Origin of the sequence: Dietzia sp. 111N12-1 (assembly GCF_001658045.1) — a bacterium.
GTDB classification, from domain to species: Bacteria; Actinomycetota; Actinomycetes; order Mycobacteriales; family Mycobacteriaceae; genus Dietzia; species Dietzia kunjamensis.
This window is the reverse complement of sequence record NZ_LSSV01000044.1, coordinates 1-20,205: the sequence shown is the minus strand read 5'-3', so window position 1 is coordinate 20,205 and position 20,205 is coordinate 1. Positions and strand designations below refer to the sequence as shown.

The 20,205-nt window shown below is 64.9% G+C and carries 19 protein-coding genes and 1 pseudogene; 8 read left to right on the top strand and 12 right to left on the bottom strand.

Going from position 1 to position 20,205, the window contains the following annotated elements:
* From AYO52_RS18600 to AYO52_RS11595, 3 genes are all read right to left on the bottom strand, one after another.
* Nucleotides 1-308, bottom strand: a 308-nt coding sequence (locus AYO52_RS18600; RefSeq protein WP_253702105.1) for an SURF1 family protein, incomplete at its 3' end; no start/stop codon positions are given.
* Nucleotides 305-490 carry a hypothetical protein gene (locus tag AYO52_RS18595; RefSeq protein WP_172812155.1) on the bottom strand — a complete coding sequence of 62 codons (186 nt, stop codon included), beginning with the start codon at nucleotides 488-490 and terminating at the stop codon, nucleotides 305-307. The genes AYO52_RS18600 and AYO52_RS18595, both read right to left, overlap by 4 nt.
* Complete coding sequence (locus tag AYO52_RS11595) at nucleotides 487-687, bottom strand: hypothetical protein (protein ID WP_017838586.1); 201 nt, start codon at nucleotides 685-687, stop codon at nucleotides 487-489. The genes AYO52_RS18595 and AYO52_RS11595 overlap by 4 nt, the downstream gene beginning before the upstream one ends.
* A gap of 446 nt (nucleotides 688-1,133) precedes the next feature.
* On the opposite strand from AYO52_RS11595, the gene AYO52_RS11590 reads away from it, so the two are divergent.
* A complete protein-coding gene (locus AYO52_RS11590; protein ID WP_017838585.1) occupies nucleotides 1,134-1,511 on the top strand; it encodes a hypothetical protein in 378 nt (125 codons plus the stop codon).
* 761 nt (nucleotides 1,512-2,272) lie between these two features.
* On the opposite strand, the gene AYO52_RS11585 is transcribed toward AYO52_RS11590, so the two are convergent.
* Nucleotides 2,273-3,043, bottom strand: a complete 771-nt coding sequence (locus tag AYO52_RS11585) for a M23 family metallopeptidase (protein ID WP_067717370.1) — start codon at nucleotides 3,041-3,043, stop codon at nucleotides 2,273-2,275.
* A gap of 479 nt (nucleotides 3,044-3,522) precedes the next feature.
* Here AYO52_RS11585 and AYO52_RS11580 point away from each other — a divergent pair, with 479 nt between their 5' ends.
* Complete coding sequence (locus AYO52_RS11580) at nucleotides 3,523-4,218, top strand: M23 family metallopeptidase (protein ID WP_067717368.1); 696 nt, start codon at nucleotides 3,523-3,525, stop codon at nucleotides 4,216-4,218.
* A gap of 60 nt (nucleotides 4,219-4,278) precedes the next feature.
* Here the strand turns inward: AYO52_RS11580 and AYO52_RS11575 are convergent, their stop codons facing one another.
* From AYO52_RS11575 to AYO52_RS11550, 6 genes are all read right to left on the bottom strand, one after another.
* Nucleotides 4,279-4,920: a hypothetical protein gene (locus AYO52_RS11575; RefSeq protein ID WP_017838581.1), complete on the bottom strand. Its 642-nt coding sequence runs from the start codon at nucleotides 4,918-4,920 to the stop codon at nucleotides 4,279-4,281.
* An 86-nt stretch (nucleotides 4,921-5,006) separates the two neighbouring features.
* Nucleotides 5,007-7,049, bottom strand: a complete 2,043-nt coding sequence (locus AYO52_RS11570; RefSeq protein ID WP_067717365.1) for a cytochrome c oxidase assembly protein — start codon at nucleotides 7,047-7,049, stop codon at nucleotides 5,007-5,009.
* Between the two features lie 371 nt (nucleotides 7,050-7,420).
* Nucleotides 7,421-8,362: a cation diffusion facilitator family transporter gene (locus AYO52_RS11565; protein ID WP_017838579.1), complete on the bottom strand. Its 942-nt coding sequence runs from the start codon at nucleotides 8,360-8,362 to the stop codon at nucleotides 7,421-7,423.
* 6 nt (nucleotides 8,363-8,368) lie between these two features.
* Nucleotides 8,369-8,746: a helix-turn-helix transcriptional regulator gene (locus tag AYO52_RS17760; RefSeq protein ID WP_042330374.1), complete on the bottom strand. Its 378-nt coding sequence runs from the start codon at nucleotides 8,744-8,746 to the stop codon at nucleotides 8,369-8,371.
* 208 nt (nucleotides 8,747-8,954) lie between these two features.
* Nucleotides 8,955-10,949 (bottom strand): heavy metal translocating P-type ATPase, encoded by a 1,995-nt coding sequence (locus AYO52_RS11555; protein ID WP_031265412.1) that lies wholly within the window; start codon nucleotides 10,947-10,949, stop codon nucleotides 8,955-8,957.
* The gene (locus tag AYO52_RS11550) at nucleotides 10,946-11,308 is read right to left on the bottom strand and encodes a helix-turn-helix transcriptional regulator (RefSeq protein WP_063973160.1); all 363 of its coding nucleotides are present in this window, start codon (nucleotides 11,306-11,308) and stop codon (nucleotides 10,946-10,948) included. Before AYO52_RS11550 ends, AYO52_RS11555 begins: the two co-directional genes overlap by 4 nt.
* Before the next feature lie 306 nt (nucleotides 11,309-11,614).
* Between AYO52_RS11550 and AYO52_RS11545 the strand changes: the two genes are divergently transcribed.
* The 5 genes from AYO52_RS11545 (at nucleotide 11,615) to AYO52_RS11525 (ending at nucleotide 15,299) form a co-directional block, all read left to right on the top strand.
* Nucleotides 11,615-12,235, top strand: a complete 621-nt coding sequence (locus tag AYO52_RS11545; protein WP_067717362.1) for a TlpA disulfide reductase family protein — start codon at nucleotides 11,615-11,617, stop codon at nucleotides 12,233-12,235.
* A 41-nt stretch (nucleotides 12,236-12,276) separates the two neighbouring features.
* On the top strand, nucleotides 12,277-13,131 hold the full coding sequence (locus tag AYO52_RS11540; RefSeq protein ID WP_371517683.1) for a cytochrome c biogenesis CcdA family protein: 855 nt from the start codon (nucleotides 12,277-12,279) through the stop codon (nucleotides 13,129-13,131).
* Nucleotides 13,132-13,239: 108 nt separating this feature from the next.
* Nucleotides 13,240-13,599 (top strand): helix-turn-helix transcriptional regulator, encoded by a 360-nt coding sequence (locus tag AYO52_RS11535; RefSeq protein WP_031265411.1) that lies wholly within the window; start codon nucleotides 13,240-13,242, stop codon nucleotides 13,597-13,599.
* On the top strand, nucleotides 13,596-14,192 hold the full coding sequence (locus AYO52_RS11530; protein WP_017838570.1) for a cadmium resistance transporter: 597 nt from the start codon (nucleotides 13,596-13,598) through the stop codon (nucleotides 14,190-14,192). The genes AYO52_RS11535 and AYO52_RS11530 overlap by 4 nt, the downstream gene beginning before the upstream one ends.
* A gap of 102 nt (nucleotides 14,193-14,294) precedes the next feature.
* Nucleotides 14,295-15,299 (top strand): arsenic resistance protein, encoded by a 1,005-nt coding sequence (locus AYO52_RS11525; RefSeq protein ID WP_017838569.1) that lies wholly within the window; start codon nucleotides 14,295-14,297, stop codon nucleotides 15,297-15,299.
* 140 nt (nucleotides 15,300-15,439) lie between these two features.
* Here AYO52_RS11525 and AYO52_RS11520 read toward each other — a convergent pair.
* Together AYO52_RS11520 and AYO52_RS11515 are read right to left on the bottom strand one after the other, a co-directional pair.
* Nucleotides 15,440-16,351, bottom strand: a pseudogene (locus AYO52_RS11520) (NAD(P)-binding domain-containing protein).
* Between the two features lie 51 nt (nucleotides 16,352-16,402).
* On the bottom strand, nucleotides 16,403-17,725 hold the full coding sequence (locus AYO52_RS11515; RefSeq protein ID WP_067717354.1) for an IS256 family transposase: 1,323 nt from the start codon (nucleotides 17,723-17,725) through the stop codon (nucleotides 16,403-16,405).
* 655 nt (nucleotides 17,726-18,380) lie between these two features.
* Between AYO52_RS11515 and AYO52_RS11510 the strand changes: the two genes are divergently transcribed.
* A complete protein-coding gene (locus tag AYO52_RS11510; protein ID WP_067717352.1) occupies nucleotides 18,381-19,355 on the top strand; it encodes an IS481 family transposase in 975 nt (324 codons plus the stop codon).
* Nucleotides 19,356-20,205 lie beyond the last annotated feature (850 nt).

Genomic DNA, 20,205 nt, shown 5'->3' with positions numbered 1-20,205 from the left:
GGGCCAAATGGGGTTGTCATTCTCACGGGAGCATCCATCGGGATCCTGAGGCGGGCGATGATGGTCAGCTGGCCCGTCGGCGCGGACGGGAAGTCCGGGACCGCGTTGTCGTCGCCGACGCGGACCCATCCGCGGTTGACGAGCAGGGAGTCACCACTGTCGGTGCGGAATGCACGAAGTGCCTGGTACACGAGTTCACCGTCGACGGACTGCATCCGCAACAGGACATCCTCCATGGGCAGGTAACTTCCGCGCGCAGTAACCAGATGCCACTCGGAATCACCGAGAGATCCCTCCCGCCGGATCACTTCGTCCAACGGAACCGGCCCTGCCACGCTGCTCTCAACGAGCTGGCATTGCGTGCCTTGAGATCCTCGTACTTGTTCAACTGCCAGGGGGCAAGCATCGTGAAGCACAGGTAGGCGAAGAGGCTGATGAACAGAAGGGTGATCAACCATCCCGGCTTGAGCATGCGAGAGAACCGTTTCACCTGCCAAACAGTAATCGTGCCGGCTGTCCGATCACCCTGCGCATCACCACGGCGACGGGAGCCGGCTGCACGGGCCTGTCGGAAAACTGGGCTGACCGGGGGGCGCGCACCTCATTTACGACCTGTCCGGTGCCCTGGTGGTCCGTGATCAGCGTCGTCAGGTTTTCGACCTCCCGCCGATCGAACATGCTCGCCATCGAGCACCGCGCCCAGCGGCGCGCATGTTCATGCGGAGTAGTGACTACCGCTGCGTTCCCGGCCGAGGCCAGAGCCCCGGTGTGTTACGGGCCCGGCGTGGCTGCGCTGGGCGCCTACCTACTGGGCCGCCAGCACCTTCCGGTTGACCGGCGTTCCGCAGAATTCGGTGGTTCTGAAGCCATTCCGGGGTGTTCGCAACGCTGTGCCCTGCACGGGCATGTTGAGGTCTAGCAATTCGTGTCGACTCTGCCCGTGTCACCTAACCCCCCAAGCAGAAACGCGGGACTCATGACCGAATGGGACACTTGAAGAGCGCCCTGGAGTCTCGCCCCCAGCAGCGTCCGGGACCGTAGCCTGATTAGGCGTCGTTGGAGCCGATGACTGCTCGCAGAGCAACGGGCGTGCCAGCCTAGCTGCAATCAGATACCGACCTAGGAGATCAGCAATGATCGCATTGACCACGTGGACGGGCGGCATCCTCACCGCCACCGGACTCATCGCCTACTTCACCACCGGGATGGAGAGTGCCACCTCGCTGATACCGGCGTTTATCGGTGTGCTGCTGCTCATCGCGGCGTTCATCGCGAGCCGCGTCCCGAACGCCAGCCGAGGGGTGATGATCGCAGCGCTCGTCATCGCCGTGCTCGGGGCACTGGGATCTCTCATGCCGCTTGCCGACCTCGGCGCGTTGTTCGCCGGAGATGCAGAGCGGCCTGCTGCGGTAATCGTCAGCGGGATCATGCTGATCGTGCTCGTCGTGTACTTCGTGGCGGGCCTTCGTCAGATCCTGACCACTCGCGAAACGGGGCCAAAAGCAAATTGACAAAGACCCCGGCCTTTCGCGGTGGGGTGAACATCGGGAGGAAGATTCCCGCGGATCGTGAATCGGGGCGCTCGCCTCGCACCGCGGCTGACGCGGGTTGCCGGGGTCGAGAGCGTTCAGGACGTAGTCGGGGGCGCGGGGATCGGCCACGGCAACGTGCTCGGAGAGGTTCTGCTCGCAGCCGTCCTGGACCACCACGTTGGTCGCCATCGAACCGGGGGCCAGGCCCGACGTGTACGGCAGGACGACCTCGACGTACCGGGTAGCCCGTTGAGGTACCGCACGCCCGGCGCGTACGGAGTCCCGTCGGCCCACAACTCCTGCAGCACGAGCGAGCCCGGCAGCATCTGCGTGAGGAGCACCGCAACCAACTCGACGCCGCCGGTGGAGGCGGTAAGCATCTGGTCCGGTCACCGGCCTGCTGATCGAATCCCGTACGACTCAGCTCAATGACCGCGATATCAAGACGGTCCGCGGAACCCCGGTTTTCGCTCCCAGCCGGGACACGCTTCCACGTCGCGCACGCGGCCGGAAACCAGGAACCACTCCTGCCAGCGTTCCGGAGAATTCTCCGGTTCTGGAGTCATTTCGGAGTGGGCGCAACGCCGTGACCTGCAGGGGCTTGTTTGAGATCTAGTAAGTCGGGGATTCCCCGAAGAAATGCACTACCGCGCGGGGTTGCAACGCCGGCCCGGAAATTGGCGAACACCAGCACGCGCTCCCCCGCGGGGAGGCGGTCGGCACGCCCGAAGTGGACGGTGCTAGACGAGGACTCCTTGGGCCGCGAGCCACGGCACCGGGTCGACCCACTGACCGGCGGCGGTCTGTACGCGAAAGTGCAGGTGGGGGCCGGTGGAGTCTCCGCGGTTGCCGACGGTTCCGATCACTTCACCGGCGTTGACCCGCTGGCCGACGCTGACGTAGTTCTGGTCGTTGTGGCCATATTCCAGCAGTTCGCCGTCATCTGTGCGGATGCGGATCCAGATGCCGTACCCGGCGGCGGGGCCAGCGGCTTCGACAACGCCGCTCTTGGCGGCGTAGAGCGGCGTACCAATCGGCGCTCCAAAGTCGGTGCCGTTATGGAAGCTGCCCCAACGCGAGCCGAACCCCGAGGTGATCACGGCCTCCGTAGGGGCATGCGCACCACCGATCTGCGGACTACCGGCGCTGTCGCCGAGGGAACCGAGCCCGAGCCCGGCGGCGTACTGCCGGACCTCACTTGGGGCCACGCCGAACTGGTCCCCAATCCTTTGGATCTCGGCGGGGCCGATGCCGAACTGCTCGGCCGCGGACTGGATCGCCTCGACGACCTGGGCCTGATCGATCGCGACGGGTTGAGCGGCGGCGGCTGGCGCGAAAGCCAGACCAAGGCCGCCCGAGAGGGCTACGCCGACGACGGCGCCACCAACAAACCGCGACACCGTCGCGGTTTCGCTGGCCACACGATGGCGGCCGCCGGCCAAAGTCGCGCTGCGCACGCCCAAACGCTCGGTGAGCTCTGCGACGGTCACGGGCCGGGTGGAGTCGATCATGGGGCTGTCTCCATCGTTCGGGGTGATGTGTTCCCGCGACGTCTAGGCGATGCGGGTGACCGATTTCGTCGGCAACACGACCCAATATAACAACTCGGTATCGATCGTGTCACCCCTCAGCGCGTAATTCGTGATCATCGCCAGCCCCAGTGCGCCCAGATCGACTCCCGGTCGGGGAGAAGTCGTCTCCACCTCGGAAGCTCAGCCAGCGCCTAACCCTGGCGGAGCTGTCACCTCACTGGTCCTCTCTGTGACGGTCGTCTCGGCCGTGCATCTGCCTTGCGACCCGGTTGGTCAGCCACTACCTTTAACCGGGGTCAGGTCACGAAACGATTACGGTTAGACGACGACGGGATTCGGTAGCAGTGGAGAAGCGAGCAGGACCGAAGCACGCCTCTCAGTCGACCAGCCCCCCGCGGCGCCGCCGCGGAGCCCATCGCCGGCCTTCACCGAACAACCACCGCAGTATCGCCGCGGTCGTGGCCCTAGCCGCGGGTGCCTCTATTGCGGCAGCGGCTCCCGTCAGTGATCAGCGGATCGTCCTCCTCGCGACCGACGAGCCCCCGACCGGTAGCACCGATGACGCGCACACCAAAGATGCCCTGGCCGCGACCCCCTCGGCTCCGCTCCCCCTCACCTCCGATGACGCGAACGTGTCAGGCGAGCCGGGACCCACCGCCGCGGGTTTCGTCGCCAGTCTGCAGAGGGGCACCGAACTCAACTACGAGCGTGAGATTGCCGAGGAGCAGGCGCGGCGTCCCGTTGTCGCCCTCCCGGCGGTAGGCGTCTCAACGTCCTCCTTCGGCCCCCGATGGGGCACGTCCCATTCGGGTCTCGATGTCGCCAACGCCATCGGCACACCGCTGTTCGCCGCGACCGACGGAATCGTCATCGATTCAGGCCCGGCCTCCGGTTTCGGCATCTGGATTCGGATCATGTCGCCGGACGGCTTCATGACCGTCTACGGCCACAATGAGAGCAATACCGTTCAGGTCGGTGACACTGTCGTCGCTGGTCAGCAAATCGGCGTGATGGGCAACCGCGGCTTCTCCACCGGCCCACACGTGCACTTCGAGGTATGGGCCGACGGCGGCTCGCGGGCTGTCGATCCGTCGGCATGGCTGGCAGAACGGGGCATCATGGTCAACTCGGGGTCAAGCAGCAGCGCCCTATGACGCCGGAACTCTGACAGCGCAGGCTGGCCGACAAGGCCCTGGCTCCCCCACACTGGGCTTCTAACTGTGACGAACAACTGACAAGACGACGCCCACCGGCACACTCACTGCGAGGCTGGCAATGACAATCCGGTAGAGCACGAGATACCACGTACGCGGGCGCGCGTGACGCACAGTGGCCAGGAACAACGTGAGCGATATCAGCAACAGCACACCGCCCGCGGCCACCACGATCACGGAGCCGGTCAGGGTGCCACCGAGTACCGCACTGTTGGCCAAGTTGTAGGCGAGAAGCTGGACAACACGCAGGCGACCGAACAGTGTGCCGCCAGTAAGCAGTGCCTGTCCGACGCCCAGCCCTACCTGGGCCACCCCCGCAACTAGCACCAGGTAGGCCGCCACCCAGGAACCCTCATCGAAACCGGTGGGACCGGTGACCGCGGCGACAAGGCCGCCCGCGATGATGGCGGTGAGGCCGACGAGCACGAATTCTCGCATCGCCCGCCAGTGCGAGCGTGTGAACTCGGCCTGATTACGTGCGCTGTGACTCAGTTCGTCGCCCATTCTCTGTTTCCCCTCGCCGTGATCGGTGTCGTGGTCCTGGTAGCGGGGTTGCTCGCCACTGAGGTGGAGACCACCGGGTTGTCGCACCCGCCGGTTGGTGGGGTTGGGGATGTTGCGGCGGGCGGCCATCTCGTTCACGGGCTCGCTCCTATCGCCGACGTGCCTGCGGGACGAACAAGGGGGTGTGATCGAACCATCCTCGACGACGAGGGACCGCTTGCCCCCTACCTCCGGTCGGTCTGGGACATCTCGCGGAGCATGTCGTTATAGGCCTTGAGCTCGGCGTCGTCGTCCCGCTCGGCCTGCCGCTCCCCCCTCCGCGCCTCACGCATGTCCGTCTGGAACCACTGCCAGGCCAGGGCGAGCATGACGATGAACAGCGGGATCTCCCCCGCCGCCCACGCCACCCCGCCGCCGACCTGCTGGCTCTGCAGCAGATCCGGGACCCAGGGCAGCCCGATCCCCGAGTACCAGCTCTCGGCCAGCACGGTCTTGTAGTTCATGAGCACGATGCCGAAGAAGGCGTGGAACGGTAGCGAACCGAGCAGCACCATGAGCTTGTAGAAGGGCGAGAAGTGCCGCGGCGCCGCGTCCACGCCGATGATCACCCAGTAGAACAGGTAGCCGCTGATGAGGAAGTGCACGTTCATGAACATGTGGCCCAGGTGCTCGGAGGCCAGCGTCTCGTAGAACCCTCCGAAGTAGATCAGGTAGAACCCGGCCACGAACTGCACCGAGGCGACGATCGGGTGGGTGAGGAATCGGGAGAGCGGGTTGTTGATGAACTCCACGATCCACTCGCGTGGTCCCGGCGGGTTGCCGCGGCCCGCCGCCGGCAGGGCCCGCAGTGCCAGTGTCAGCGGCCCGCCTAGGGCGAGCAGGACCGGAACGAGCATCGAGATGAGCATGTGCCCGACCATGTGGCTGGCGAAGTCGGCCATCATGTACATCCCCATACCGGAGCTGGTGGTCAGGAACAGCAGCACGCACCCGAGCACCCACGCCACGGTTCGTCCCACCGGCCAGGAGTCGCCGCGTCGGCGCAGGGTGATCAGCCCCCACACGTAGAGCCCGAGCAGGATCACCGAGGCCAGACCCAGCACCAGGTCGAAGCGCCACAGACCGAACACCGTCTCGAAGGAGAACGGCCCCGGCAACTCAAAACCCAGCAGCGACTCCTGCCGGGTGGGCACATAGAGCGGTGCCGGGGGCGGGGTGCGGCCGAGCGAGACCGACAGACCCAGGGTGCCCGCCATGATCACCGTTTCGACCAGTCCGATGCGCAGCAGCGTGCCGCGGTCCACCGGGGCGTTGGCCGACGTTCCCTCGATGCGGTTGATGATGCGCCGGCGCACCGCCAGCCCGAACACCGCCAACAGTGCCAGGCACAACGCTTTGGCCACAATCAGCAGCCCGTAGGTCGAAGACAACAGGTCGGCGGGGTGCAGACGGACCAGCCCGTTGATGATCCCGGTCAGCCCGAGCGCGACGATCGCCACCGTGGCCACCACCGAATAGCGGCGCAGGGCCAGCGCGACGCGCGAGCCACCGCGCAGCGCGTGGGCGATCACCGCGACGAGCCCGCCCACGTAGAACGCGGCAGCGAACAGGTGGATAATCAGCGAGTTGGCGGCGATGTCGTGGGCGGTGCCGCCCGAGGCGTGGCCCGTCGCGGCAACGGGCAGGAGCGAGAGCACCGTGACCCCCAGCCAGATGACCGACCAGCGCCAGCTCACGGTGAGCCGCTGCCCGATCCCGGCGACCAGTGCAATGATCGCGGCCCAGCGCCACGAGGACGCCACCTCGATCTGAGTGATCGCCACGATCCACTGGTCCGGCGGCAGGGACTGCCAGAGCGTGCGCCCGGACACATCCGACAGGGTCAGCGGGATGAGCAGGGCCGCCGCGATCGCCCACGCGATGTTGATCCACGAGGAGATCTGCTGTGCGCGGTAGCCGTCCACGTCGAGGGTCTTGTCTTTCTGCGGCGGGGTGAAGAACGCGGCGAACAGCGCCATTCCCACCGCCACCGATGCCAGCAGCTCGGCGATCGCGCGGACCGCCGGGAGCCCGGCGGTGGTGAGCAGGCCCGGGTTCGGGACGCCGAGGAGCTCGAGCGCCAGGTCCGTGGACATTCGCGAGAGCGGGACCACCACACCTGCCGCCACGACCGCGAGCAGCACCACGACCGGCACCACACCGCGGGTACGCAGCGGTCTGGCGGTGGCGGAAGCTTTGGACGAGGGTGCCTTCGACGACGGCGACATGATCCCTATCGTAGGAAGCGGGTATCCCGGGGTCCGATTCGCGCCTGCTGGAGCGCACCCCCGTGACCGGCGACGTTTCATGCGGGCCGTCCACCTGCCGGCGGACTACCGGGCCTGCTCGCATGCGCCCACTCGGCCGCCGCTCTCTCGGACTCCGGGCCTCAGCTGATCAGACAGTCTCGGGTTCGGGCGGTGATCGCGTGGGTCGGCCAGCCTGCCGAGGCCTTCAGGGTCGTACCTTCACCCGCATTGGTGGCCGTCTCCGCGCCCGCCGATCCCTTTCCTGCCGCCGCGCCGAGCAAGTCCGCTGGCCGGACCCGCACTACCCATCGTGCAGAAATGTGAACCGTTCATCTCCGGCTCGTAGCGGGTCAAGCGTGTCGGACTGCGGGAGATTCACGGTCACGCACGGCGGCAGTCTCCAGTTGAATGGTGGCATGGTCAATGGAGACGGGGAAATGCTCCTTGACGCAGGTGAGGATCTCCTCCAGGATCTGCGGGGCGTGACCGGATTCGAAGCACTGATCATCGATCACGACATGCGCGGAGATGACCGGCAGGCCGGTCCCAATCATGGATGCGTGCAAGTCGTGCACGTCCCGAACATGGTCCAGCTCCAGTATGTGATCCCGAACCTCATCCAGATCGAGCCCCGTAGGCGCGTACTCCATCAGCACCCGAACCGTCTGCCGCAGAAGCGTGAACGCGCGCGGGATGATCAAGGCGGCGATGAACAGCGCGGCAATGGTGTCGGCTCGCTGGAAACCGGTGGTGTTGATGACGATCGCCGCAACGATCACCCCCACCGACCCCAAAGCGTCGTTGAGCACCTCCAGAAATGCCGCCCGCATGTTGAAGTTGTCGCCTCGCCTGGAGGCCAGCACCACAATGGCGGCGATATTGGCGATCAGGCCGATCACGCCGAACACCAGCAGTTCGGTACCGGGCACGTCCGCCGGCTCGAAGAGTCTGCGGACGCCTTCGATCGCGGCATAGCTACCGACGACGATCAGCAGGACAGCTTGCCCTAGTGCGGCGATGACTTCGATCCGGGCGAATCCCCAGGTCCGTTTACTGCTCGGTGGACGCAGCATCATCGTCGCGGCTATGACCGCAACCAACAATCCCGACGCATCAGCCAATGCATGAGCGGTGTCGGTCAACAACGCGAGACTGCCAGTGACCACGCTGCCCACCGCTTGGGCCACCACGATGATCGCGGTGATGCAGAACGCGATCAGCAGCCGACGACGCGTCCCGCGATCGGCCTGGGGAGAAGTACTTCCATGGTCGTGACCGTGGCTATGCCCCATCTCGACTCACTCCTGCCCGAGGTCAAGGTCGGGGTGGTCCTGGTGATCGCGCAGCGACGGCGACACCCCGGACGCACTCAACAGCGCATCGGCGGCTTCCACCAGGTCCGCCAGCCGGGCCGGCTCAGCCAGCGAGAACCACGAGGAGCGCCCCTCGATCCGCATTCTGACTAACCCGCAATCCCGCAGGCAAGCCAGGTGCTTGCTCACCGTGGACTGTGCCAGATGCATGTGATCGACCAGATCCCGAACCCGATGCTCACCACTGACCAGATGCTCCAACAACGCCAGTCGAGTTGGTTCTGCCAGAGCATGGAACAACGCTGCATAGGTGTTTCGATCCTCGAACGTCACTGAATCGGGCACCCCATAATTGATCGCCATAGAGCGATGTTAGCACGAACCGTCGATAAGTTCGGGTGGGTCTCGGCCATCGGTGTACGCATTGTTCTTGCTCAGTCGTGCCTGGCAGCTGATGCCCTCCCGTCGATGCCGGGGCGCAGCGCAAGGCCGTCCGGTCGATACCGAGTGTTGTGATGGTTGCCGTCGTTTTTTTCCGGCGGTGTGCGGTGCGGGGCACGCGGGCACAGTGTCAATGAGGGAGCGGTGCCAGCTGGTGCATGTGCCGGCTGTCGTCGCGGTCGGCAGTTCTTGGGCTCGAGGGTCGCTCGAGCTGCCTGGTGCGTGCGGCACGCAGGCCATTGAGTATCACGAAGACTTCGGCGACCTCGTGGACCAGGACGACCGCTGCGAGTCCCAGAATTCCGGTGATCGCCAGTGGAAGCAGAACGATGATGATCGCCAAGGACAGGATGATGTTCTGATTGATGACGCGACGACCGCGGCGGGCGTGGTCTATGGCGCGCGGGATCAGTCGCAAGTCATCGCCGGTGAATGCGACATCCGCCGACTCGACCGCTGCGTCGGAGCCGGTGGCCCCCATGGCGATTCCGATGTCCGCCGAGGCGAGCGCGGGGGCGTCGTTGACACCGTCGCCGATCATCGCCACTGGCCCCCGGCCGTCGGCACGCAACTCGGCGATTGCCTGCGCCTTGTCCTGCGGACGCAGCTCGGCACGCACGTCGGTGATCCCCGCCTCGACGGCCAGTGCATCAGCGGTGCGGGCGTTGTCGCCGGTAAGCATCGTCACGCCCATACCCCTCGACGCCAGCGACGTCATGGCCTCGCCGGCCTCTGGACGCAGCTCGTCGCGCACCCCGATGGCCCCGACCGGGTGGTCGTCGCGGTGGACGACCACCACGGTGATGCCGCGGGCCTCCATCGCGTGAACGTGATCTGCCAGAGGACCTGGGTCGAGCCAGCGCGGGCTGCCGACGGCGATGTGCGCGCCATCGATAAGGCCGGCGATTCCCGCGCCCGCGGACTCGGTGACCGCCGATGCGGCGGGGACCTCGGTAGCTGCGGCGGTGATCGCTGCGGCCAGCGGGTGGGTGCTGTGGGTTTCCAGAGCGGCCGCCCAGCTCAGGACCTCGTCCTGGGCAGCGTTGCCAGTGGTGAGGACCTGCGTGACGGTGGGCTGGTTTCGGGTCAAGGTGCCGGTCTTGTCCACTGCCACATGCCGGAGGTAGCCCATGCGCTCGAACGCGGCACCGGATTTGATGATCACCCCGAACTTGCTGGCCGCACCGATCGCGGAGACGACCGTAATCGGCACCGAGATCGCCAGTGCGCACGGCGAAGCGGCGACCAGTACCACCAGTGCTCGCTCGATCCACAGTCCGGAATCTCCGAAGATCGAGCCGATCAGGGCGACCAGAGCAGCCAGGATGAGAACACCCGGCACCAGCGGGCGGGCCAGGCGGTCGGCGATACGTGCCCGCTCCCCCTTCTCTGTCTGTGCCTGCTCAACCAGTTCGACCACTGTGGTCAAGGAATTGTCTGTCCCTGCGGCGGTGGCCTCGACCTCCAGGACGCCGGAGGTGTTGATCGAGCCGGCCAACACCGCGTCACCGGGCCCGACCTCGACGGGAATGGATTCACCCGTGATCGCCGAGACATCCAGGCTGCTCTGCCCGACACGAACGATCCCGTCGGTGGCCAAACGTTCGCCGGCGACCAGACGCAGCACATCGCCGCGTTCCAGAGACTCAACGGGCACGGTGCGGGTGCCCCCGGTGGCGCCGAGGACGGTGGCACTGGAGGGAATCAGCGCCAACAGGGCCCGCAAGCCCGAGCGGGCCTTGTCCATCGCCCGATCCTCCAGCGCCTCGACGATGGAGTACAAGAAGGCCAGAGCGGCGGCCTCCTCGATGAACCCGAGCCCGACCGCACCGGCGGCGCTGATCGTCATCAGCAGCCCGATACTCAACCGACCCCGGACGAGCAGACCCCGCACCGCGCCTGGAACAAACTGCGAGGCGCCCAGAAGGAGAGCGGTCCAGAACAGCCACGCCGCTGCAGTCTCCGCCCCGGGGCCGTTGGCGAGCCACTCGAGGATCACACCCAGCAGGAGCGTCAGGCCAGAGAACACCGGGATGAGGACGGCACCGTTGCGCCACCACGAAGCGGACTCGTCAGGGCCGGCCACTGGCCCGGCCGGCTCACAACCACACGCGGACGTTGTCACCGCCGACCCCCTTCCGAACTGCAGCAACCCTCGACCGGACACTGCATGTCCAGACAGGGCGCGTTCTCGTCAACGGCAAGAGTCGTCTCGACCAAGGCGTTCAACGCACGTGCCAGATGGGCATCGACGATCTCGTACCGATTCTGCCGACCCTCGAGTTCAACCACGACGATCCCGCAATCCCTGAGACAGGCGAGATGATTCGACACATTTGAACGCGTCAACCCCAGCTCCTGGGCAATCTCGGCGGGATACACGGGCCCATCCAGCAGCCTCATGAGAATTCGAGAACGAGTCGGGTCGGCCATCGCACGACCGAGTCGGTTCATCACACCTTGACGCGAAGCAACAGTCAGCATGCACTGAATAGTACAGGACTCAGTGAACTGTCCCTGGCGGTGTGACCACGCATCTAAAGACGACGAAACCGCAAGGCCAACACAGTCAATGGGCACAGGTGTACCTGGCCTACCCCCGGAACCCACCCGCTTGCCGCGCCGTTCTGGGGCGTTTAACAGGGCGGATAGTGGCTATGGCACGATCGGACAGCGGGAACATCTCGCCAGTGCCGGTCACGTCACTGGTGTTCGAGAGAGCCACCCCGTGCGGCACCGCCGGTTCGGAGCCGAGGGGGCAATGACCCGTCGCAGACCGGAGTGAAAAGCATGGGCAGTATCCGAGCAATCGGTTTCCGCGCGCGCCTCCGGGCGGCCCTGTGTGCGGGCGCCTTTGTCCTCTCCGGTTGTGGGAGTGGCACCGATGCGGTCGCGCAGGGCGGCACGTTTGAGTTCGTCAGTCCAGATGGACAGCTGGAGATCCACTACCCCGAGGAAGAACGGAAACCGGTTGCCGAACTCGCCGGGCCGGATCTGCTTGACCCAGACCAGACCATCGGGCTCGCTGACTACAAGGGCGAGGTGGTGATCCTCAATACGTGGGGCCAATGGTGTGGGCCTTGCCGCACCGAGGTCGACGATCTTCAGCGCCTTCAGGAGGAGTTCGAATCCCAGGGCGCCACCGTGCTCGGGATCAACGTGCGTGATCCCAATCGCGATAAGCCGGTCGACTTCGTGCGCGACAACGGCCTTACCTACCCGTCGATCTGGGACCCGTCCAACGCGGCCGTAGGTGCACTTCGCGGCTTTCCCACCTCGATCGTGCCGACAACCCTCGTGCTTGACCGGCAACACCGGGTGGCCGCCGTGTATTTGGCGGCGGTCACCGATTACCAACTTCGGGACGTCATCGCCGAATTGGTGGCCGACGAGGAGAGTGCCACGCCGTGACGAATGTTGCCGACCTCGTCTTCGCCGGTGCCATGCCGCCGATGGACGGCCTGGTGCTCGCGCAGGGTATCGGTTCGGCGTTCCAACAGACAGCGGCCAGCGGACCCCTTCTGCTCGCCCTCGGCGCCTGCCTACTAGCCGGTCTGGTCTCGTTCGCCTCGCCATGTGTGGTCCCGCTCATCCCCGGCTATCTCGCCTACCTCGCTAGCGTCGTCGGCGCCGAGCGACCACCGGTCACCGTGGCGCAGGCCGAACAGCGCCACAGCGAGTCGCGAACGATCACTCTCGAGGAAAAGAAGGCCAGACAACGCTCGCGCTACCGGGTCGTCGGGGCATCTCTGCTCTTCGTTGGCGGGTTCACCGTTGTGTTCGTCTCGCTTAGCGCAATGGTCCTCGGAACGGTTCAATACCTCGCACCACACGAGGAGTTGCTCCAGCGCATCGGCGGGGTCATCACCATCCTCATGGGTTTGGTCTTCATCGGCTTCGTACCGGTGCTGCAACGAGATACCCGATTCCAGCCGAAGGCTGTCTCTACCTGGGTCGGCGCGCCTCTCCTGGGCGGAGTGTTCGCCCTCGGCTGGACACCCTGCCTCGGACCAACGCTCGCCGCCGCACTGTCCGTCGCCGCCGGAAGCGGCTTCAGCGGCACGCGCGGTGTCATGCTCATCGTCGCCTACTGCCTCGGGCTGGGGCTGCCATTCATCCTCGTCGCCTGGAGCTCCACCTGGGCAATCCGAACCGTCGGCTGGCTACAACGCAACACTCGACGAATCCAGATCATCGGCGGCCTCCTACTCATCGCAGTGGGCATAGCACTGTTCAGTGGCGTGTGGGCACTGTTCATCAGTTGGCTACGGGACTTCGCAATCACCGGCACGACGCTGCCGATTTAACCTTCTGCGCGGCCCTTCCGGGGCGGTAGCGCCCGAGTCACAGAGCCCAGAAATGTCTAACCTGTTCAGACGCCCAGTCAGTTCAGCGCCTACTGTACAGTTCAGTGAATGCTGACTATATCGTCTTGTGTGGATGTGATGAACCGGTTGGGGCGGGCGATGGCCGACCCCACCCGGTCGCGGATACTGCTGACCCTGCTGGAGCGGACGGCCTACCCGGCGGAGCTGGCCCGCGATCTGGAACTGACGCGTTCGAACGTGTCGAACCATCTAGCGTGCCTGCGCGACTGTGGCATCGCGGTCGCCGTGCCCGAAGGCCGCCAGACCCGGTACGAGATCGCTGATCCGCACCTGGCGCGGGCGTTGGCCTCCCTGGTCGAGGTCACCCTCGCAGTCAATGAAAACGCCTCCTGCCTGGACCCGGCCTGTTCGGTGCCGGGTTGTTACGCCACGGAGGTGCAGGGGTGATCCTGTCCTCAGCCCTGCAGGCGATCGGTCTGTTCATCGCCACCAATATCGACGACATCATCGTCCTCTCACTGTTCTTCGCCCGCGGCGCAGGCCAACGCGGCACCACCGCACGCATCCTGGTCGGCCAGTACCTTGGATTCCTAGGCATCCTCGGCGCCGCTGTGCTCGTGGCCTTGGGCGCCGGGACGTTTTTGCCCTCGGAGGCCATCCCGTACTTCGGGCTGATCCCATTAGGCCTGGGACTATGGGCCGCGTGGCAGGCCTGGCGTGGGGACGATGACGACGACGACGCCAAAATCGAAGGTAAGAACGTGACCGTGTGGACCGTGGCCGCGGTGACCTTCGCCAACGGCGGGGACAACATCGGCGTCTACGTCCCAGTCTTCCTCAGCGTCGGCCCGGGAGCCGTGGTGGCCTACTGCGTCGTGTTCCTGGTTCTGGTCTCGGTCCTGGTGGGCCTGGCCAAGTTCGTGGCCACCCGTCGGCCAGTCGCCGAGGCTTTAGAACGCTGGGAACACATCTTGTTCCCCATTGTCCTGATCGGCCTGGGCATCTTTATCCTGGTCAGCGGCGGAGCCTTCGGACTCTAATCACGGCCGGCCCTCCCGCCGCCCACTCTCACTGCCACTGCCGACCAGGATCGTCAGCGACGTGAGGCCGAAGGCAAGGCCCTGTCCCGAGGAGGACGAACAATGATCACGTGGCTGGAGCGGTGGCAGATACCCCTGTACCTGGTGGCCCTGGGGGTCGGTGCCGTGTTCGGGCTGGCCACCCCTTCCGCCGCCCCGGGTCTGGAGCAGGCAATCAACCCGGTACTGATGGTGCTGCTGTACGCCACATTCCTGGGCGTGCCGCTGACCCGGCTCGGTCGCGCGCTGCGTGACGGCCGGTTCCTGGCCGGGCTGTTGGTGCTGAATTTCGCCATCGTTCCGGTCGTGGTCTACGGGCTCTCCCGGTTCGTCGCTGACGACCAGGCCCTGCTGCTGGGTGTATTGCTGGTGCTGCTTGCCCCGTGCATCGACTACGTCATCGTCTTCTCCGGGTTAGCTGGCTCCGCGCACGACCGGCTACTGGCCGCGGCCCCGCTGCTGATGCTCGTGCAGATGCTGTTGCTGCCTGCCTACCTGGGCCTATTTATGGGCCCCAGCCTGTTCGAGGTCTTGGACGTCGCCCCGTTCCTTGAGGCCTTCCTGTTATTGATCGTCACACCCTTGGTTCTGGCGGCCATCACGCAGTACCTGGCCGCACGGTCCGCCTCCGCCCGGAAGCTCATGGACGCGATGGAGTCACTGATGGTGCCGCTGATGATGGCCACCCTCGCCGTCGTGATTGCCTCGCAAGTCGACGCCGTCCGGACGGATCTGTCCTCACTGCTGCGGGTCATCCCGGTCTATGTCGGCTTCCTGGTCGTGATGATCCCCTTGGGAATCCTCACCGGCCGGGTCTTCAGCCAGGATGCCCCGTCGACACGGGCGTTGGTCTTCTCCGGGGCGACCCGCAACTCGCTGGTCATACTGCCCCTCGCCCTGGCCCTGCCCGACCCATTTGCCCTGGTCGCGGTCGTCGTGGTCACCCAAACCCTCGTCGAACTCGTCGGCATGGTCACCTACGTCCGGCTCATACCCCGCCTCATTCCACACCACCCTGGAGCCCGCTCCCTAACAACTTCGCCAGCTCCCAAGGGCAACCCGCCCTGATGTCCGCACAGGCCCTGTGGGGACCGACACCAGCCCAGGGCGCGTAATAACCAACGGGAGGGATCCGAGCCCCGCCGAACTGGCGGCATAGCTCGCACTCCCCTCACCCCCGAGGGAGATCACTCTGGTGGTGGCTGCGCCTATTTCACGGTTCTGCCAACTGATGCGGCGATTCTCCGGGCAGCCTGTTTGGCATAGGGCCCCACACCGGTGATCGTTGCCGCTCCGGGACCGGTCCAGTCGCCGTAGCCGACCACATGGAGGCCCGGATGCTTTGGTCGACCGTGGTCGAGCAACCGGCGTATCGGCCCGATCGCGGAGCGAAAACCCGTGCACCAAATCAGGTGATCGGCGTCGATCTCATCCAGTGAGGTGAACATCGGCGTGGCCTGCAGCCGTCCGGTGTCCCGAGCGCGGCGCACCTCTGGCAGGACGACGATGTCTCCTAAGGCTGAGTCTGTCCCGGGGTCGGGCTCGCCGCGCTGCAGGGCAAGGGCACGTAGTCGGTTGCGGCGGAACAGCACCCGTCCGTCGACCTCGTCGGGCATCCAGCGTGGTGGCTGACGGGTGTACCAGGTCACCTCGGCGACGCTCGTGAGTTCTGCGGCGATCTAGGCGCCGGAGTTCGCGCCGCCCACGACCGCGACTGTGGTACTTCGAAAGGGAGTTGTACCGGGGTAGTTGGCGGAATGCCACTGCGTGCCGGCGAAGGTTCCTGGGTGGGAGGGAACAAAGGGGGCGGACCACGTCCCGGTGGCCGCGACCACGTTCTCGGTCGTCCACGACTTCGTGCCCGCCCAGACGTGGTAGGTGCCCTTCTCGTAGATCACCTCGTTGACCGTGACGGGACGCTGGACCGGAATCCGGTAGCGCCGTTCATAGGCAGCGAGATAGTCCACGACATGGCAGGCCGGTGGAAACCCGTCATAAGGGGGCATCGGCCAGCCCGGCAGATTGGAGAACTCAGCGGTGGAGAACAGGCGCAGGGACGGCCAGACGTGTAACCAGCCCCCACCCGGGTTGGGTTGATTATCCAGAACGAGGGTGTCCACGCCTGACCGGGGTCTGTCAACTTAACGGTGTATCTCTGCTTGTGTAGTGGGTTAGTTGCGGTGGGCTGAGAGTCGGCCGTCGAAGGCGATGTCGAACGCGTTGAGTGCTTGCTTCCAGCGTTGGGTCCACCGGGCTCGGCCCTTGCCAGTGGGGTCCAGTGCCATCACGGCGAGGTAGACGCACTTGAGCGCGGCCTGCTCGTTGGGGAAGTGGCCCCGGGCCCTGACGGCCTTGCGTATGCGGGCGTTGACCGACTCGATGGCGTTTGTGGTGCACACGATCCGCCGGATCTCGCGGTCAAACTGTAGGAAGGGCACGAACTCGGCCCAGCTGTTCGACCAGAGTCGGACGATCGCCGGATACTTCTGCCCCCATTCCTCCTGGAATTCCAGGAAGCGTTCCTCGGCCTCGTCAACGGTCGCGGCCTGGTAGACGGGCTTGAGAGCGCGGGAGATCGCGTCCCAGTCCTGGCGGGCGGAGTAGCGGAAGCTATTGCGCATCAGGTGCACGATGCAGGTTTGCACGATCGTGTCCGACCAGACGGTGTTCACCGCGTCAGGCAGACCCTTGAGCCCGTCGCAGACGAGCATGAGGACGTCCTCGACGCCGCGGTTCTTGATCTCGGTCAGCACCTGCAGCCAGTACTTGGCGCCCTCGCCGCCGTCGCCGGCCCACAGTCCGAGGATGTCGCGGTTACCGTCCACGGTCACGGCCAACGCGATATAAATGGGCCGGTTAGCGACCTGCCCGTCGCGGACCTTGACGTTGATGCAATCGACGAACACCACCGGATACACCGGGTCCAGAGGGCGGTTCTGCCACTCGGCCATCCCGTCCAGGACCTTGTCGGTGATGGTGCTGATGGTCGTCTTCGACACCTCCGAGCCGTACACGTCGGCCAGGTGCGCCGAGATGTCACCATGTGTCATCCCACGGGCCGACAGTGAGAGCACGATGTCCTCGATCGACCCGAGCCGGCGCTGCCGCTTGCGCACGACCACCGGCTCGAACGAGCCAGCACGATCCCGCGGCACATCGACCTCCACCGGTCCGGCCTTGGTCAACACCGTCTTGGACCTCGTACCGTTGCGAGCGTTGCCTTCGTCCACGCCCTTGGACCGCTCGTGCTTGTCGTAGCCCAGGTGAGCGGTGATCTCGCCCTCCAGGGCCGACTCCAGGACCAGCTTGGTCAGCTGCCCGAGCAGACCGTCCTCGCCCTCCACGGACAGTCCCTGCCGCTGGGCCTGGCCTACCAACTGCGCCACCAGCTCCTTGTCCACCACCGGTGACTGCTCACCCGCCGTCGTCGACACCGGCTGCTCCTTGACCTCCGTCGCGACCGGCGCCAGCGCCGGCTCAACCTGCTTACTCATCGTGTACCTCCTAGATCGGAGTTACACCGTTGAAAGTACAGTCCCGCAAATGGCCACGAGCCGAATTGCTAGGTGTGACACTTGGAAAACGCCCCAAGGTGGAACATACTCATCCAGTATTCTCCGACGAGGGTACTGGTTCGATGGGGCAACGGGAGACCAACCGTTTGGCTACGATAAGGCACGGGGTAAGCACTGGGTATGGAACAGAAACATATGGAAGGCGACGGTAGGAAACGCGGGGGGCTGTAACGAGTCTCAGTCGAATCCCACCGCTGGAGTATTCACAAACTGGTTCGACCGCTTGACATGTCGTGTCATTAACTCAATTCCCGTCGATTGCAGTCAATGGGAAAGTAAGCGGGTTCGCTCTATCGAAGTGCGATCAACCACCCAGAACACCCCGCCTGGCAGCGAGATGCTAGGCAATCTCAGTATCTACTGTGAGAATACGCCGCCTAGCGACCAACTGTGTCCGATTTGGGTAGGCTACGCAGTCCCTCCACATCCTGACGATACTCCGCCACCGTACAACTAACTAGGTGTACTGACCACGGACGTTGTGTCTGTGGTCGGCATGGCGGGCTGACATGAGGAAGACCTCCGTGTGAGGTGTGAAAGCGACCAAGCAACCACACTCACAACGGAGGTCTTCATGTCCCACGCTAACGCCCCGCTGACCCCGACGGGAAGGCTGCGTCTGGCCAAGTGCGTGGTCGAGGACGAATGGACCAAACGACGTGCTGCGGAGCGGTTCGGCGTCTCGTTGACCACGGTGCGCAAATGGGTGGGCCGGTATCTCGAGCACGGCAAAGACGGCATGACAGACCGCTCGAGCCGGCCCCGCCGCAGCCCGTCCCAGACGCCACGACGGCGGGAGCGGCGAGTGCTGGGCCTGCGGGTCTCCCGACGGTGGGGTCCGCACCGAATCGCCTACCACCTGGGCATGCAGCACTCCACGGTGCACAAGATCCTGTCCCGCTACGGATGCGTGCGCTTGTCGTTCACCGACCCGGCCACGGGTGCACCGATCCGGTCCAGCAAACGCAAGGCCCGACGCTACGAACACGCAGCTCCGGGCGATCTGGTGCACGTGGACATCAAGAAGCTCGGCCGCATCCCCGACGGTGGCGGCCACAAGGTCCACGGCCGCGCGAAAGGTAACCGCAACAAGGCCCGCGGGATGGGCTACTGGTACATCCACAATGCGGTCGATGACCACTCCCGGCTGGCCTACAGCGAACTGCTGGACGACGAGCGCAAGGAGACCGCGGCCGCGTTCTGGGAGCGTGCTCGCGCCTTCTTCGCTGACGCCGGGATCACCGTGCGCAGGGTGCTGACCGACAACGGCTCCTGCTACCGCTCCCACGCCTTCGCCGACGCTCTCGGGCCGCACATCGCGCACAAGCGCACCCGCCCCTACCGGCCGCAGACCAACGGCAAAGTCGAGCGCTACAACCGCACGATGCTCGAGGAATGGGCCTACGCCGCCGCCTACGATCGCGAGGCCGACCGCGCGGCACAGTTGCCCGCGTTCCTACACCACTACAATTTCCACCGCGGCCACACCGCACTACGAGGCGCCTCACCCGCAGACCGCGTACACAACCTGCGTGGACAGAACAACTAGGTAACCCGTCGGGGCATCGCAGTTGAGCGATGCCCCGACACCGGCGTTGCCCAGGTTACGCTTTTGTGCGACAGATATTGAATCCTAAAGTTACCATTACATTAGAGCGGCAAAGTTATGAACCAAGACGGGCCAACCGAGAACCACTGGACTGACACGTTTTCAGAAAATGAGCACTCGCGGGCTTTTCCATTCATCACCCAATGCCATCGCGAATTGCAGTCGCGGTACTGCGACGACGCCAACCGAGATATGCCGTCGCGCTTCCTTTGTTACTTGCTGAACGAGATTCGCACTAACACATTAACCGAATGCTGGTGCGTAGGCGTACGCGACGCTGGAGTACTTGGCGATGGCAGCGCATGGATCAAATATAGTTTTGGCGAATTGAAATTTGCTATTGCTCTTCGAATTGACGCCTCCGTTATCAAGGCGCACACCGACCACTTAGCGAGGTATGCAAGCGAACTTGCAGCTTTCACAATTGGAGAGCCGGGCATCAACTTGGCAAATTCAGAAATCGTGGACGGCACCTACTGGTTTAGGGTGGACAGATAGTTAACCGTTCTGTGTACGCTATTCAGGGCAGTTGGTGGGCAGTTCGGCGAGGGCGTCTGGGTATGCGCCGTGGCCGTTCAGGGCGAAGCCCGCGAGGCCAACGACGTCGCGGCGCCAGCGCAGGAGCCCGAGGAATAACGGCTCCCCTACTTGGTTGGCTGCGTGGCGGCTGGAGCGTGCTCGCCGACGGCGACTCCCCCATCCGTTCGGACTTGGGTCGGGGAACGCCGGAAACACGTAACGTTTCCTGTTCCCGGATGCTGTGGATCTGACCTGACTTCCACAAGTTTTA